This window comes from Clostridium sp. MSTE9, assembly GCF_000277625.1.
In the GTDB taxonomy this organism is placed as follows: Bacteria; Bacillota; Clostridia; order Oscillospirales; family Acutalibacteraceae; genus Faecalispora; species Faecalispora jeddahensis.
Genome location: NZ_AKFU01000039.1, coordinates 1 through 13,950, shown reverse-complemented (window position 1 = coordinate 13,950; position 13,950 = coordinate 1). Strand labels below are relative to the sequence as shown.

Annotated in this window: 16 protein-coding genes; all 16 read left to right on the top strand. The window is 51.5% G+C overall.

Annotated elements, in window-relative coordinates; all coding sequences use genetic code 11:
• Window positions 1-96: 96 nt before the first annotated feature.
• The 16 genes from HMPREF1141_RS11925 to HMPREF1141_RS11850 all read left to right on the top strand — a co-directional run bounded on the left by HMPREF1141_RS11925 (window position 97) and on the right by HMPREF1141_RS11850 (window position 13,866).
• Complete coding sequence (locus tag HMPREF1141_RS11925; protein WP_009064726.1) at window positions 97-450, top strand: hypothetical protein; 354 nt, start codon at window positions 97-99, stop codon at window positions 448-450.
• On the top strand, window positions 443-1,147 hold the full coding sequence (locus HMPREF1141_RS11920; RefSeq protein ID WP_009064680.1) for an antirestriction protein ArdA: 705 nt from the start codon (window positions 443-445) through the stop codon (window positions 1,145-1,147). Before HMPREF1141_RS11925 ends, HMPREF1141_RS11920 begins: the two co-directional genes overlap by 8 nt.
• A 48-nt stretch (window positions 1,148-1,195) precedes the next feature.
• Window positions 1,196-1,921: a DUF6674 family protein gene (locus tag HMPREF1141_RS11915; protein ID WP_009064691.1), complete on the top strand. Its 726-nt coding sequence runs from the start codon at window positions 1,196-1,198 to the stop codon at window positions 1,919-1,921.
• Window positions 1,922-2,066: 145 nt separating this feature from the next.
• Entirely contained in the window at window positions 2,067-2,540 is a 474-nt protein-coding gene (locus HMPREF1141_RS11910) for a PcfB family protein (RefSeq protein ID WP_009064718.1), read from the top strand.
• Window positions 2,530-4,362, top strand: a complete 1,833-nt coding sequence (locus tag HMPREF1141_RS11905; protein ID WP_009064741.1) for a VirD4-like conjugal transfer protein, CD1115 family — start codon at window positions 2,530-2,532, stop codon at window positions 4,360-4,362. The genes HMPREF1141_RS11910 and HMPREF1141_RS11905 overlap by 11 nt, the downstream gene beginning before the upstream one ends.
• A gap of 92 nt (window positions 4,363-4,454) precedes the next feature.
• Window positions 4,455-4,667 carry a Maff2 family mobile element protein gene (locus HMPREF1141_RS11900; RefSeq protein ID WP_011988858.1) on the top strand — a complete coding sequence of 71 codons (213 nt, stop codon included), beginning with the start codon at window positions 4,455-4,457 and terminating at the stop codon, window positions 4,665-4,667.
• Between the two features lie 11 nt (window positions 4,668-4,678).
• Complete coding sequence (locus HMPREF1141_RS11895) at window positions 4,679-5,545, top strand: VirB6/TrbL-like conjugal transfer protein, CD1112 family (RefSeq protein ID WP_009064771.1); 867 nt, start codon at window positions 4,679-4,681, stop codon at window positions 5,543-5,545.
• Window positions 5,546-5,633: 88 nt separating this feature from the next.
• The gene (locus HMPREF1141_RS11890; protein ID WP_009064773.1) at window positions 5,634-6,095 is read left to right on the top strand and encodes a SpoVG family protein; all 462 of its coding nucleotides are present in this window, start codon (window positions 5,634-5,636) and stop codon (window positions 6,093-6,095) included.
• Window positions 6,096-6,133: 38 nt separating this feature from the next.
• Window positions 6,134-6,529: a hypothetical protein gene (locus tag HMPREF1141_RS11885; RefSeq protein WP_009064699.1), complete on the top strand. Its 396-nt coding sequence runs from the start codon at window positions 6,134-6,136 to the stop codon at window positions 6,527-6,529.
• A 47-nt stretch (window positions 6,530-6,576) separates the two neighbouring features.
• Entirely contained in the window at window positions 6,577-6,972 is a 396-nt protein-coding gene (locus HMPREF1141_RS11880; RefSeq protein ID WP_009064709.1) for a PrgI family protein, read from the top strand.
• Between the two features lie 46 nt (window positions 6,973-7,018).
• Window positions 7,019-9,283 carry a VirB4-like conjugal transfer ATPase, CD1110 family gene (locus HMPREF1141_RS11875; protein WP_009064664.1) on the top strand — a complete coding sequence of 755 codons (2,265 nt, stop codon included), beginning with the start codon at window positions 7,019-7,021 and terminating at the stop codon, window positions 9,281-9,283.
• Window positions 9,276-11,255, top strand: coding sequence for a C40 family peptidase (locus tag HMPREF1141_RS11870; RefSeq protein WP_035317060.1), 1,980 nt, complete (start codon window positions 9,276-9,278; stop codon window positions 11,253-11,255). The genes HMPREF1141_RS11875 and HMPREF1141_RS11870 overlap by 8 nt, the downstream gene beginning before the upstream one ends.
• Before the next feature lie 24 nt (window positions 11,256-11,279).
• Window positions 11,280-11,549: a DUF4315 family protein gene (locus HMPREF1141_RS11865; RefSeq protein ID WP_009064758.1), complete on the top strand. Its 270-nt coding sequence runs from the start codon at window positions 11,280-11,282 to the stop codon at window positions 11,547-11,549.
• Entirely contained in the window at window positions 11,546-12,223 is a 678-nt protein-coding gene (locus HMPREF1141_RS11860; RefSeq protein ID WP_009064735.1) for a DUF4366 domain-containing protein, read from the top strand. The genes HMPREF1141_RS11865 and HMPREF1141_RS11860 overlap by 4 nt, the downstream gene beginning before the upstream one ends.
• Complete coding sequence (locus HMPREF1141_RS17725) at window positions 12,220-12,456, top strand: hypothetical protein (RefSeq protein WP_009064684.1); 237 nt, start codon at window positions 12,220-12,222, stop codon at window positions 12,454-12,456. The genes HMPREF1141_RS11860 and HMPREF1141_RS17725 overlap by 4 nt, the downstream gene beginning before the upstream one ends.
• A 36-nt stretch (window positions 12,457-12,492) precedes the next feature.
• Window positions 12,493-13,866 carry an IS1182 family transposase gene (locus HMPREF1141_RS11850; protein ID WP_009059751.1) on the top strand — a complete coding sequence of 458 codons (1,374 nt, stop codon included), beginning with the start codon at window positions 12,493-12,495 and terminating at the stop codon, window positions 13,864-13,866.
• Window positions 13,867-13,950: the final 84 nt, after the last annotated feature.

Below are 13,950 nucleotides of genomic sequence, written 5' to 3'. Positions count from 1 at the left end.
ATATATATTCCTTTGAGCCCCGCCCTTTCCATGAGTGGAAAGGGCGGGGGGATAGGTTGACACATTCAGCGCAACAAGAACGGAGGTGCTTAAATCATGAAACGACCTTTAGCATACATTACTGCCGCGTGGTGCGGCAATCACGATACGGACACCAAACAGGCGGCGCAGTATTGCCGGGCAGTCTATGAAGCGGGTTTTTCCCCGATTTGTCCCCTGCTCTATCTGCCCTTATTCCTAAATACCGCTATCCCGGAGGAACATAAAAGCGGCATTGATATGAGCCGGGATCTCCTGCGCCGCTCTCACGTGCTTGTCGTATGCGGAAGCGATATTGACGAGGACGTGAAAAACGACATTGCTGTTGCCGGGCGGCTGAACATCACGGCAACCACACTGGACGGGATTCTGACCGTGAAAACACAGGGGCAGGAAAAAGACCATGCTTGAAGCCTTTGTCACCAACCTTGGGCGGTATAACGAAGGGTACTTGGACGGGGAGCCTTTAAAGCTCCCCGCCACCACCGAGGAAGTGCAAGCTCCTTTTAAGCATATCCATGTGGACGGTGTACAGTATGAGGAAATTTTCATTACCAATTATGAAACCGACATTCCCGGCCTGCGTGACTGCTTGGGAGAATATGAAAGCATTGACGAGTTGAACTACTTGGCTTCCCTGCTGGACGATATGGAAGAATGGGAGTTAGAAAAGTTTTCTGCCGCCGTGGACTTCGGAGAGTATAACAGCGTACCCGCCCTAATTAACCTTACGCAAAATCTGGATTGTTTTGAGTTTTACGCCGGAATTGAGAATGAGGAAGATTTGGGCCGCTTCTATATTGAAGAAATGTGTACGTTGGAAATCCCGGAGCATTTGGAAAACTATATTGATTATGAAGCCTACGGGCGGGACATGAACTTGGACGAGGACGGGCGCTTTACCGAGGGCGGCTATGTGGTGCGGACAGGTGACAGCTTCCCCGAGCATTACAACGGTAGGGATGATTTACCAGACGAATACAGAATTTTTGCTTATCCCGAACCGGAAAAATCCATCAAGAAAACGCTGGAAAGCTACGGGAAGATGATAAGCGAAACCGCCACCGCCGCCCATGGGCGCTCCCACCCCGCCAATGCGGAACGATAACCAACTTCGGGCCAACTTGACCCGAAGTGCGAAAGGAGGTTAAATTCTATGGCAAAAACGAAAACCACCGCCGAACCAATTCTGGAAAATAAACACGTTAAAGAGCTTTTAGCGGTTCTGCGGGAAAACAATTCCCCGTCTACAAAGGATTTTCTTGCGGTTCTCAATCAGGTTGGCGCAATGGAAAAACAGCTTGACGCCGCTGTAAAAGAGCTTGCCGCTATGCGGCAGGAATTAAAAACGGCGCAGGAACAGAACCACCCGGTTAAGGCCGCTTTGCAAAAGACGGTCATTGTGATGCAGGGGCAGGTATTGGACTTGCGGGATAAATTAGCGGAGCTAAAGCAAAACGTCATAGACGGTTGCAGGAACGCCGTTGCCGCTTTTAAGGAAACCGGCATTTCTGCTCTGGATAACGTAGCTCGATTCTTCAAGGTGCGCCCAATCTTAGAAGCCATGCGGGATATGCTCACAGAGAATATTCAGTATGATGATAAGGCCATTGCCAAAATTGAAGCCATCAGCACCGAATATCATCAGGCCGGGCGACATTTGAAAAACATGGGCAGAGCCATGCTTGGCAGAGAAGCCCTACAGGAAGCCAAACAGCCCGGTAAGCTGGCGGCGGTCATATCCGCTCCATTCCGCGCGGAGCGTTCCCATTTTTCCAGTATAAAAGGCCATGTAAAAATCTTTGAATACGTTGGCACGGTTGGAGGAACGGGCGGCAGAGAAAAAGCCCTCTATTCGGGAAGCCCTTGCCACTCACAATAAAAAAATCGCACAGGTACAAAAGGACGCTCCCCCCACAGAGCGGCCCCACCCTGCCAATGTGGAAAGGTAGGCAACTTCGGGTCAAGTTGGCCCGAAGTCCTCCCGTCTGTGCGATTGTCCTATCTGGCAGGAAAGGAGGAAATTCATGCAGGAAGATATTGAACGCCGGACGGTCGCCCTATCCGTCAATGCCACAAAGCTGACGGGCCGGACGCTGGCAAAGGTGCTGACGGCAGCACTCCGGCAGATACAAAAGAGCCATCAGAAGCGGCAGACCCCGCAGGGCAGACAGAGCGTAAAAAAGTTGATGAACCACGGCGTTTCTACAAACAGTCTTGACCTGTCCGGGGATACGAAGCTCTTTGACCGTGTGGCCCGAAAGTACAATGTAGATTATGCTTTTCACAAAACCGGGCCGGATAAATATTTGTTATTCTTCAAGGCCGGGCAGGCTGACGCTATTACCGCCTGTTTTGGCGAATATACAAAGCTGGTGCTGAACCGGGGCAAGAGCCGCCACCCCTCTATTCTGAAACAGTTAAAAGCCTTTGCCGACAGGGAGCGCACCAAACCGCGACAAAAGGAACGAAAACGGGAGGTGGTGCGGAATGAACGATAAAATCCGTAGATATGTGATTCCCAATGTTCCCTATCTGTTGGTGCTGTGGTTCTGTCTGAAGCTCGGCACAGCCTACCGCCTTGCGGCAGGTGCAGACTTCGGAAATAAACTGGTTGGCATGATAAAGACTATAAGCCCGGCGTTTGCTTCATTTGCGCCGGGCTTTGTGCTGTCCGATTGGCTCATTGGCCTTGCCGGGGCGGTCATACTCCGGCTGGTGGTATGGTATAAGGTAAAAAACGCAAAAAAGTTTCGGAGGGATGTGGAATATGGCTCGGCCCGGTGGGGAACGGCAAAGGACATCAAGCCCTTTATCGACCCAAAATTCAGCAACAACGTGATACTAACCGGGACAGAGCTTCTTACCATGAATACCCGACCCGCCAATCCCGCCAACGCCCGAAACCTTAACTGCTGTATCATAGGCTCCAGCGGAAGCGGGAAAACTCGCTTTTGGCTGACCCCACAGCTTTTACAGGCTCATTCGTCCTATGTGGTGGTTGACCCAAAGGGCGGCATTTTAGAGCAGGTCGGCTCTTTTCTGAAAAAGCAGGGCTACAAAATCAAGGTATTCAATTCCATTGATTTTGCCCGGTCAATGCACTATAACCCGCTGGCCTACTTAAAGACGGAAAGCGATATTTTGAAGTTTGTAAACGCTCTGATTGAGAACACAAAGGGCGACGGTAAAGAGGGTGATCCATTCTGGACGAAAGCAGAAACCTTGCTTTATTGTGCTTTAATCGGCTATATCGTCCTTGAGGGGCCGGAGGAAGAACGCCATATCAATACCCTAGTGGATATGCTGAACAGCATGGAAACAAGGGAAGATGATGAAAATTTCAAGAACGCCGTGGACTATATGTTCCTTGGCTTGGAAAAGCGCAATCCCAACCATTTTGCGGTGCGCCAGTATAAGAAATTCAAGCTCGCCAGCGGGAAAACCTCGAAAAGTATCCTGATTTCCTGCGGAGCCAGACTTGCCCCATTTGATATTGGACAGCTCCGGGAGATTATGAGCTATGATGAAATGGAACTTGACCGCATGGGCGATAAGAAAACCGCCACCTTCTTCATCATCAGCGACACCAATACGACCTACAACTTTATTGTTGCCCTTGCTTTTTCGCAGATGTTCAATCTTTTGTGTGAACGGGCTGACAGCAAATACGGCGGCAGGCTCCCCCATCATGTAAGGGTATTATGGGACGAAGCCGCCAACACGGGACAGGTTCCGCAATTGGAAAAATTGGTTGCCGTTATCCGCTCCCGCGAAATATCCTTATGCCTGTTTTTACAGGCGCAAAGCCAGCTCAAAGCCTTATATAAAGACCACGCTGAAACCATTATGGGAAATATGGACAGCGTGATTTTTCTTGGTGGCCGGGAACATTCCACCATCAAGGAACTTTCGGAGGTTTTGGGGAAAGAAACCATTTCCATGCAGACGGAAAGCCGGACGCGGGGCCAGTCGGAAAGCTATGGACAGAACTTGCAACGGCTCGGCAAGGAGCTTATGACAATGGACGAATTGACCACTATGCCGGGCAACAAGTGTATTTTACAGCTTCGCGGCCTGCGTCCATTCCTTTCCCCCAAATACGATTTAAAACAGCACCCCAATTACAGGTATACCGCCGAAGCTGATAAGCGCAACGCTTTTGACGCTTCAAAGCTGGTAAACCGCCGCATGAAAAAGCTCAATCCCAATGAGCAGTATACCGTTTATGAAGTAAGTGCCGACGAGGAAACCGCCGCCATAGACGAGAACGAGGACATTCTCAACTATGATGATGTGGACGACCCGGAAGCATTTGCATAACTTCGGGCCAACTTGTCCCGAAGTGACAGCCGCCGAAAATGGCGGTTTTTTTGTACCCGAAAACAATATGAAAATATGGAGGTAATCAGATTATGGGATTTTTTACGAGTGCAGTTAGTACCTTGCAAACCCTTGTTGTAGCTCTTGGCGCGGGTCTTGCCGTGTGGGGCGTTATCAACCTTTTGGAAGGTTACGGGTCGGACAATCCGGGCGCGAAATCGCAAGGCATTAAACAGCTCATGGCCGGGGGCGGCGTTATCCTGCTGGGAACAACGCTTGTGCCTATGCTTTCCAGCCTGTTTTAAGGTAGGCCGGTATGGATTTTCTCACCGACTGGATTAACGAATGGATAAAGGGCCTGCTGGTGGACGGTATCATGGGCAATTTAAGCGGCCTTTTCGAGAACGTGAACGACCAGATCGGAGAGATTGCAACACAGGTGGGAACCACGCCGGGGAATTGGAACCCCGGTGTGTTCTCTCTCATACGGCAGCTTTCCGAAACGGTTGTCTTGCCGATTGCCGGACTGGTGCTTACCTTTGTCATGTGCTATGAGCTGATTCAAATGCTCATTGACCGGAATAACCTGCACGATATTGACACATGGATTTTTTTCAAGTGGATATTCAAAACCTTTATCGCAGTACTGCTTCTTTCCAACACATTCAATATCGTGATGGCGGTATTTGATGTTTCCCAAAGCGTCATAAACAGTGCAGGGGGCGTGATTGCAGGAAACACGGCGGTAAGCCCCGATATGATGGACAGCTTGGAAACCCAGCTCATGACAATGGAAATCGGCCCTCTGCTTGGCCTGTGGATGCAATCCTTTCTGATAAAGATTATTGTCGTAGCAATCAATATTGTTGTGTTTGTCATTGTGTACGGCAGAATGATTGAAATTTACCTACTCACCAGTTTAGCCCCGGTGCCAATGGCAACCTTGGTCAACAGGGAAATCGGCGGCATGGGCCAGAACTATTTAAAATCTTTGTGTGCTGTGGGTTTTCAAGGCTTGTTGATTTTGGTATGCGTGGGGATTTACGCAAAGCTGGTGCAGAGTATCGCTGTAGGCGGCGACCCCATTGGAGCCATATGGACGGTAATCGGCTATACGGTTCTCTTGTGCTTCACCATGTTCAAGACGGGAAGCCTTGCAAAATCCATCTTTGGAGCGCACTGACGACTTCGGGCCATTCGGGGTCCCCGGCAAATCGTAGATTTGTTGGGGTGAGAGCTTGTCCCGAAGTGAGAAAGGAGAAATTTTTACTATGAGCAACGAAAAAACAACAGCTCCGCAGGAAACAGAACAGGCGGCTTTGCCGCTGAAACTGGACGTTACCGCCCGGCTCATTGAGCCAAAGGGCAACCTTGTAGGCTTTGCCAGTCTGAAACTGAACGACTGCTTTGTGATTGACGATTTCAAGATTTTGCAGAACGACAAGGGCATTTTTGTAGGTATGCCGAGCAAGCCGGATAAGACCAGCAAGACCGGCTACCGGGATACATCCCGCCCCATCACAAAGGAATTTCGCGCCGAGCTGACCGAAGCCGTGACAGCGGCCTACCATGCAGAGCTTGAAAAGTTGCAGACCCGCGCCGCTGCCATTGCTTCCCCCGAAAAGCAGTCTATCCCGAAACAGCTTGCGGAGGGATCCAAACAGGCGGCACAGGAGAACGCCGCCCGGCCTGCTCCGGTAAAGACAGGTAAAGCCAAAAATGCAGAAAGGTAACTTCGGGCCAACTTGGCCCGAAGTGGAAAGGAGTTTTTATGTATCAACAACCGGAACAATCGCCGTGGGGCAAGGTGCAGACCTGTGATATTCTTTGCCCCGGCGTGTTTCTTGTGAGTACCGCCAGTCATGGCGGCACAATGGTTGCAAAGGATATGGCGGCGGTGCTTTCTCCTGCCGCTATCAAGTGCGGCTTTCGTCACAGTGGTTTTCTCTGTTTTGAGGAAGATACGCAGGAAGATGTTGCCCTGCGGGAGCTTTTGGATAAAAAGCTGTGGGCGGTTCCAGACCGTATAAAAGACAAGGCCGCTTTTGAGGAAAACATCAATAAGTCGCTCCGGGAACATAACCCGGACTATTGGCGGGTACGGCAGGCTGGACTGGAAAAGACCCCGGCACGGCAGACGGTTCCTATCCACAATGCAGAACGATAATCAACTTCGGGTCAACTTGGCCCGAAGTCAGAAAGGAGGATTTTTCATTGGCCTATGTAAGCGTACCAAATGATTTATCAAAAATAAAAACCAAAGTGGCGTTCAATCTCACCAAACGCCAGCTACTATGCTTCGGAGCGGCGGCGGTAGTCGGGATTCCGCCTTATCTTTTTACCCGTACCGCCATTGGCAATACCGGGGCCATGCTCTTAATGATTACCTTTATGCTCCCTTGTTTTCTCATTGCCATGTATGAGCGTGACGGACAGCCGCTGGAAAAGGTGGTGCGTAATATTGTCCGCTCCAAATTCCTATGGCCCCGCACACGCCCCTATCAGACACAGAATTTCTATTCCTATCTAAGTAACCCCGGAAAGGAGGTTTCACCCAATGGCACAAAAAACAAAACGCCCACCCGTTCCCGTAAAAAGTGGAAAGCCTAAAAAGCGCGGGCCGCAGTCGGCACAGCAGACCATTCCCTACAAGGAAATGCTGAAAGACGGTATCTGCAAGGTGCGGGAGGGCTACTATACAAAGACCCTTTCCTATGAGGATATTAACTACGCCGTGGCTTCCAGTGATGACCAAAGCACTATTTTTGACGGCTATTGCGGCTTTCTCAATTACTTTGACAGTGCCTTGCCCTTTCAGCTATCCTTTATCAATCACCGTTCCCGCCCGGAGAATCGTTACAGCGTGAATATATCCCCGCAGGACGACGATTTCAACAGTATTCGAGGCGAATTTACCGCCATGCTGGAAAACCAGATTGCCAAAAGCAACAACGGCATTGTCCGTTCCAAATACATTACGTTCGGTATCAATGCGAACGGGATCGCGGCGGCACGACCCCGCTTGGAGCGTATCGAAGCGGATATTGTGGGGAACTTCAAGAAACTTGGCGTACAGTCGGCAACCCTTTCCGGGCGGGAACGCTTGGAAGTGCTGCACAGCCAGCTTCACCCCGGAGGGCGGGAGCCGTTCCGCTTTTCATGGGATATGATACCCAAAACAGGCATGGGGACAAAGGACTTTATTGCTCCCACTTCCTTTGACTTTCGCCAAAGCCGCGCCTTTCGTGTGGGAACCACATGGGGCGCGGCTCTGTATATGCAGATTATGGCTTCTGAGCTTTCCGATAAGCTGTTAGCGGAGCTTTTGGAAGTGGACGCGGAAATGACCATCACCCTGCATATCCAGACAGTAGACCAGACCAAAGCGGTGAAAACGGTCAAGGCAAAGCTGACCGACATAGACCGTATGAAAATGGACGAGCAGAAAAAAGCCGCACGGGCCGGATATGATATTGACATACTTCCCCCGGATTTACTGACATACAGCAAGGACGCGGCGGCACTCTTGGCAGATTTACAGAGCCGGAACGAGCGAATGTTTCTGCTTACGTTCCTTGTGGTGAATACAGCCCCCACCCGCCAGCAGTTGGAAAATGACATTTTCACGGTATCGGGCATTACGCAGAAATATAACTGCTTTCTCAAACGGCTGGATTTTCAGCAGGAACAGGGCTTTATGTCCTCGCTCCCTCTTGGGTACAACGGAATCGAGATACAGCGGGGCATGACAACCTCAAGCACCGCTATTTTCGTTCCCTTTATGACGCAGGAGCTTCGCATGGACGGGCAGGCATTGTATTACGGCATGAACGCCCTTTCCCATAACGTCATTATGGCAGACCGCAAAAAGCTGAAATCTGCCAACGGCCTGTATCTTGGCAGTACAGGCTCCGGCAAGAGCTTTGCCGCAAAACGTGAGCTAATCAACGTGTTTCTTGCCACCAAAGACCGCATTATCGTGGTAGACCCAATGGGCGAATACGCCCCGCTGGTCAGGCGGCTTGGCGGGGAGGTCATAGAAATATCGCCGGACAGCCCCCATAACATCAACCCAATGGACTTAAAACTGAACTTAGCCGGAGAGGACAGCCCGCTTTCTATGAAAGCGGATTTTTTATTGTCCTTATGCGAACTGATTATCGGCGGCAAGGAGGGCTTACAGCCTATTGAAAAAACGGTGATTGACCGTTGTGTGCGGCTGGTGTACCGGGAGCTTGCCCTTGGAATCGGGGACGGGAAAATGCCGCTTCTGCAAGACCTGTATGAAAGCTTGTGCCAGCAACCTGAACCGGAAGCCAGACGGATTGCAACCGCATTGGAGCTTTACTGCACCGGCTCCCTCAATATGTTCAACCACCCTACCAATGTGCAGACCGACAACCGCATTACCTGTATCGTGCTGAAAAGCATGGGCGAAAACTTACGCAAAATCGCCATGCACATCACAAACGAGCTGGTGACACAGGCGGTAGACGAGAATTTTTCCAGAAGTCTTGCGACCTGGTGCTACTATGACGAATTTCATATTTTGTTGCAGGACGCATTGAGCGCCAGCTATTTTGTGCGTGAGTGGAAAATGCTTCGTAAAAAGGGCTGTGTGCCGAGCGCGCTTACACAGAATGTGAAAGACCTTTTAGCCAGCCGGGAAATCGAAAACATCTTGGAAAACAGCGACTTTATGATACTGCTGTCACAGGCGCAGGGCGACCGGGCAATCCTCGCCAAACAGCTTGGCATATCAGAACATCAGCTATCCTATATCGCCCACAGCAATTCCGGGGAGGGGCTTTTGTTCTTCGGCAATACCACCATTCCCTTTGTAGACCGTTTCCCCCGTGGTGAAATCTACAATCTGCTTACCACCCGCCCGGAGGACATCAGGGAGGCCCAAAATGCGTGATACGGGCAGGTCGGGCCGTTTGCGGTTTGAGCCTGAGGGACAGGCGGCAACTTCGGGCCAACTTGGCCCGAAGTCCAAAAAGCGGACTGCACCGAAAAAGGGCGGCTCCCACAATATGACACCGCCGGACGCACCTTCGACTGTTAAAAACAGCACTGGCCCGGTTCCGCCTGACACGGCAAATAAGAAGCTACGGTTTGAAGATGAAGCCTCCCCCGACACTTTTTCATCTGTGGAAAGCACTTCTGCCACTTCGGGCCAACTTGGCCCGAAGTCGGGAAAGCTCCGGCAGGACAGCAAGAAGCCCCGACCCTCTGAACGCCTGCGGTGTGACGGTGAGCCGCCGCCCGGCGACGAATCCGCTTCCCGTGATGGCTCTACCAACAAAAAGGCGGCGCAAGACGGTAAGCGTATGGAGAAATCAAAGCTCCGTATGGAAAAGAGCGGTGAAAAGCTGAATACCGCCCGTGAGAAATTGGCGGCACAGAAGCCCCCGAAAAAGCCCGGCCCGGTAAAAACCATTAGCCGCGCCGCCCGTTACCAATCGTGGTGGTATGTGCATGGGAAAATTCATCAGGTGGAGCATGAAAATGCGGGCACGGAAGCCGTCCACAAAACCGAGCTTGCCGGGGAACACCTTGTTCGGGGCGGTACACGCTTCATCAAGCACCGTATCCGCACCCGACCCGCCCGGCAGGTTCGCAAGTGGGAAAACAAACATATCAGTGCAAGGGCCGATTACACCTACCGCCAGCTTGTTAAAGAGAATCCGGGCCTGCAAAGCAATCCGGTTTCCCGGTTCTGGCAGAAGCAAAGGCTGAAAAAGCAGTATCGAAAGCAGGCAAAGGAAGCGGCAAAGCAGGGCAAAAAAGCGGTGAGATTCACGGAAAAAGTAGCCCGGACGGTTGCGGCCTTTGTAAAAAGCAATCCCAAAGTTATATTGCTTGGTCTGGTGCTGTTCCTGCTGATTGTGATTCTGCAATCCTGCATAGCGGGAATCACCACCATTGGAAACGGACTGATTAGCATTGTGGGCGGCACTTCCTACGGTTCGTCGGACAACGATATTGAAGCCGTGGAAGAAAATTATACCGAGCTGGAAAAGGATTTGCGGGAACGGCTCTCCCGAATAGAACGGGATTATCCGAACTATGACGAGTACCGTTATTCCGTTGACGAAATCGGGCACGACCCCTTTGAACTGGCTTCCTATCTTACCGCCAAATACGGCGGCTACACCCCGGCACAGGTACAGGTAGAACTGAAAGCCCTGTTCGGGCAACAGTATATTCTGACCATCACGGAAACGGTGGAGGTACGCTACCGCACGGAAACCGACACATGGACGGACGAAAACGGCGAAACCCATACCGACACCTACGAGGTTCCCTACGATTACTATATCCTCAATGTGTCTTTGAAAAATAAGTCATTGGGAGCCGTGGCCCTTGCCAATCTCGACCCGGAGCAGACGGAACGCTACCTTATCTACCAAAAGACCAAAGGCAACCGCCCTTATCTCTTTGAGGGCAATATCTACGTTCACCCTGGCGAATACACCGATTACGACATACCGCCGGAAGCTCTGGCCGACCCGGAATTTGCCGCCCTGATTGCCGAAGCGGAAAAATATTTAGGCTATCCCTATGTTTGGGGCGGTGCTTCTCCCTCCACTTCCTTTGACTGTTCGGGCTTTGTGTGCTATGTGCTGGATCAGTCCGGCGTATATCCCATGAGCCGGACAACCGCGCAGGGCATTTTTAACCAGTGTGCGAAGATCCCGCGCTCCGAAGCAAAACCCGGCGACATTATCTTTTTTACGGGAACCTACGACAGTTCCGGGCCTGTGTCGCACGTTGGAATCTATGTAGGCGGGAATATGATGCTACATTGTGCCAGCGGCGGCGTTCAGTACGCCCGTATGGACACCAATTACTGGACGGAACATTTTTATGCAATGGGCCGGTTATAGGCCCGTTTTGAAAGGAGTGGTTTTTTGAACGCGAAAATTGAGCGTGTAAGCAAGGACATACAGAAAACAAAGGAAAAAATCAATGAGTTTCAAACGAAGCTGCGGGAGCTGGAAAAGCAGAAAACCGAGCTTGAAAATCTGGAAATCGTGGACGCGGTGCGTGGTATGGATATTTCCCTGACCGACCTTGCCGACCTGCTGAAAGCGGCAAAGGCAGGCGGCGCCACTTCGGGCCAACTTGGCCCGAAGTCCACAGTACATGACGAATCGAAAAAGGAGGAAATCGAAGAATGAGAAAATTTCGCATGATGGCGGCGCTGTGCGCCGTTTTTTTAATGACCTTTTCCTTTAGCACCATGGCCTACGCCAGCGGCGGTGAGGAAACCCCGGAAGTAACGGAAGCCCCTGCTACTTCTGAAACAACCAGTGCCCCCAATCCCTTTACCCCTGCCGGAACGGGAACCGTAGTCAATACCGCCACGGACGAGGACGGCAAGCAATTTTATACCATTACCACCCCGGACGAAAATGTATTTTATCTTGTGATTGACCTTCAGCGCGAACAGGATAACGTATATTTCCTGAACGCCGTGACGGAAAAAGACCTGCTGGCTCTTGCGGAGAAGTCCGAGGATACAGAGGAAAATGAAACCGCCGTTGTGTCCACTCCCGAACCGGAAAGCAATTCTGAAACGGATATAAGCTCTGAAACTTCTTCCGAAACCTCTACGGAGCCGGAGCAAAAAAGCGATACCCAAATGCTCTTACTGGTGCTGGTGGTTGTAGTTATTGGCGGCGGGGCCGGATATTACTTCAAGATTTATCGCCCGAAGCAGGAACAGGCCGCTTTGGCAGAGGACGAATTTGACGAATACGAAGCCGACCCCTATGACGAACAGGAGGACGATACCCCGCCGTGGGAAGTAGACGGGGAGGAGTCTGATACCGGGGAGGACGAGGACGCATGAATTTCACAAACAGCCCCTATGAAAAAATGATGAAAGAAAGGCCCCGCCCCTGCCGCCCGGCTCCGGCGCGCAAGCCGCCGAAAGGCTCCCCCTGCCGGGATTGCAGTTATTGGAACGGCTCTGTTTGTGTGGGCGTTTGCTACCGGAATTTGATTTTGCCGCAAAGGGAGGGAACTTCGGGCCAACTTCGAGGTGTTGACAAAGTAGCAAAAGGAAGGGCAAAAATGGTATAATATAGGCAAAGAAAAAGCAGTAGGATGTGTTTAGGGATGCTGACAGAGCGAGCCGGGGTACAAATAAAAATGCACTGTATCACCCTTGAGGATCTGGTGCCGCAGGAGCACTTTTTGCGAAAATTGGAAAAGGCTGTGGATTTCAGCTTCATCTACGACGAGGTTCGGGATTTGTACTGCCCAGATAACGGAAGGCCTGGGGTCGATCCGGTAGTGCTGGTAAAATATCTGCTGGTCGGGTATTTGTACGGAATCGAATCGGAACGGCGCATCGAGCAGGAGATTCAAGTAAATATGGCCTACCGGTGGTTTCTGGGGTTGGATCTGGATGACCGGGTGCCTGATCACTCTACGATCTCCCAAAATCGGCGCAGGCGATTTCATGGAAAAAATGTGTTCCGCCACTTGTTCGAGCATATTCTGCATCTATGCATGGAAAAGGGACTGGTGGATGGAAAGATCATTCTGACAGATTCCACGCATGTAAAAGCGAATGCTTCCTTTAAGGCGAATACAAAAGTGCTGGCGGAGCGCAAGACAACGGACTACATGGAACGGCTGGACCGGTATGAAGCAGAGGAACGTGTGAGGTTGGAGTCATCCGGCGCCGTCAAGCCGCAGCGTGCCGGACGTGAGAAAAAGGAAAGCACAAAAGTGGAAAAGACGGTCAGCACCACCGATCCGGATGCCGGGATGCTGCGGCGGTCGGGGAAACCGGAGGGGATGCACTATCTGGATCACCAAAGCGTAGACGCCGCTCATGGAATCGTGGTAGACGTGGCGGTGACGCCAGGAAACGCGAACGATTCGGAGCCATACCTGGGGCGCATCGAATACATGCGGGAACACATGGGATTGGAAATTCAGGAAGCCGGCGCGGACAGCGCCTACGGCACCAGCATGATTTACCGGGCGATGGAGGATATGGGCATCCGGCTGCACACGCCCGGGGAAACGGGCGGGGCGACCTACAAGGTGGAGCTCAAGCGCGAGGATTTTCGGTACGATGCGGAAAAGGACTGCTTCCTTTGTCCATGGGGAAAGGAACTGACACTGCGGAGCCTTGAGAGGGAGAGCTACAATATCTGCCGGATATACAGAGCCGACAGGAAGGACTGCCGGGCCTGCCCGATGCTGAGCAAATGTGTGAGCAACAGCCACCGAAGCCGAACCATCCGGAAGAACATCTTTGAGGAAGCCGTAAAAAGGCAGCGGAAAACGGACGACGCTTCTACCCACAAGCGTATTCTCGGCCTGCGGCAGATTTGGTGTGAGGGCAGCTTTGCGGCCCAGAAATGGATGCACAACTTAAGGTGCCTGTTCAGGCGAGGAATAGAGGCAGCGGAAGACCACTGCCTCCTTTCGGCAACCGCCTTGAACCTCAAACGAATGATTAAGTGCTTAGGATAACCTCCAAGGCGCTATTTTTTTGCCTGTCCCATTACTTTTTTGTGTTTTCATCCCAGATGACGGGGTTTGTCAACACCTCGAAGT

Excerpts from the sequence above, each read along its gene's own strand:
- HMPREF1141_RS11925 (WP_009064726.1), top strand. The coding sequence starts at position 97 with ATGAAACGACCTTTAGCATACATTACTGCCGCGTGGTGCGGCAATCAC.
- HMPREF1141_RS11920 (WP_009064680.1), top strand. The coding sequence starts at position 443 with ATGCTTGAAGCCTTTGTCACCAACCTTGGGCGGTATAACGAAGGGTAC.
- HMPREF1141_RS11915 (WP_009064691.1), top strand. The coding sequence starts at position 1,196 with ATGGCAAAAACGAAAACCACCGCCGAACCAATTCTGGAAAATAAACAC.
- HMPREF1141_RS11910 (WP_009064718.1), top strand. The coding sequence starts at position 2,067 with ATGCAGGAAGATATTGAACGCCGGACGGTCGCCCTATCCGTCAATGCC.
- HMPREF1141_RS11905 (WP_009064741.1), top strand. The coding sequence starts at position 2,530 with ATGAACGATAAAATCCGTAGATATGTGATTCCCAATGTTCCCTATCTG.
- HMPREF1141_RS11900 (WP_011988858.1), top strand. The coding sequence starts at position 4,455 with ATGGGATTTTTTACGAGTGCAGTTAGTACCTTGCAAACCCTTGTTGTA.
- HMPREF1141_RS11895 (WP_009064771.1), top strand. The coding sequence starts at position 4,679 with ATGGATTTTCTCACCGACTGGATTAACGAATGGATAAAGGGCCTGCTG.
- HMPREF1141_RS11890 (WP_009064773.1), top strand. The coding sequence starts at position 5,634 with ATGAGCAACGAAAAAACAACAGCTCCGCAGGAAACAGAACAGGCGGCT.
- HMPREF1141_RS11885 (WP_009064699.1), top strand. The coding sequence starts at position 6,134 with ATGTATCAACAACCGGAACAATCGCCGTGGGGCAAGGTGCAGACCTGT.
- HMPREF1141_RS11875 (WP_009064664.1), top strand. The coding sequence starts at position 7,019 with ATGCTGAAAGACGGTATCTGCAAGGTGCGGGAGGGCTACTATACAAAG.
- HMPREF1141_RS11870 (WP_035317060.1), top strand. The coding sequence starts at position 9,276 with ATGCGTGATACGGGCAGGTCGGGCCGTTTGCGGTTTGAGCCTGAGGGA.
- HMPREF1141_RS11860 (WP_009064735.1), top strand. The coding sequence starts at position 11,546 with ATGAGAAAATTTCGCATGATGGCGGCGCTGTGCGCCGTTTTTTTAATG.
- HMPREF1141_RS17725 (WP_009064684.1), top strand. The coding sequence starts at position 12,220 with ATGAATTTCACAAACAGCCCCTATGAAAAAATGATGAAAGAAAGGCCC.
- HMPREF1141_RS11850 (WP_009059751.1), top strand. The coding sequence starts at position 12,493 with ATGCTGACAGAGCGAGCCGGGGTACAAATAAAAATGCACTGTATCACC.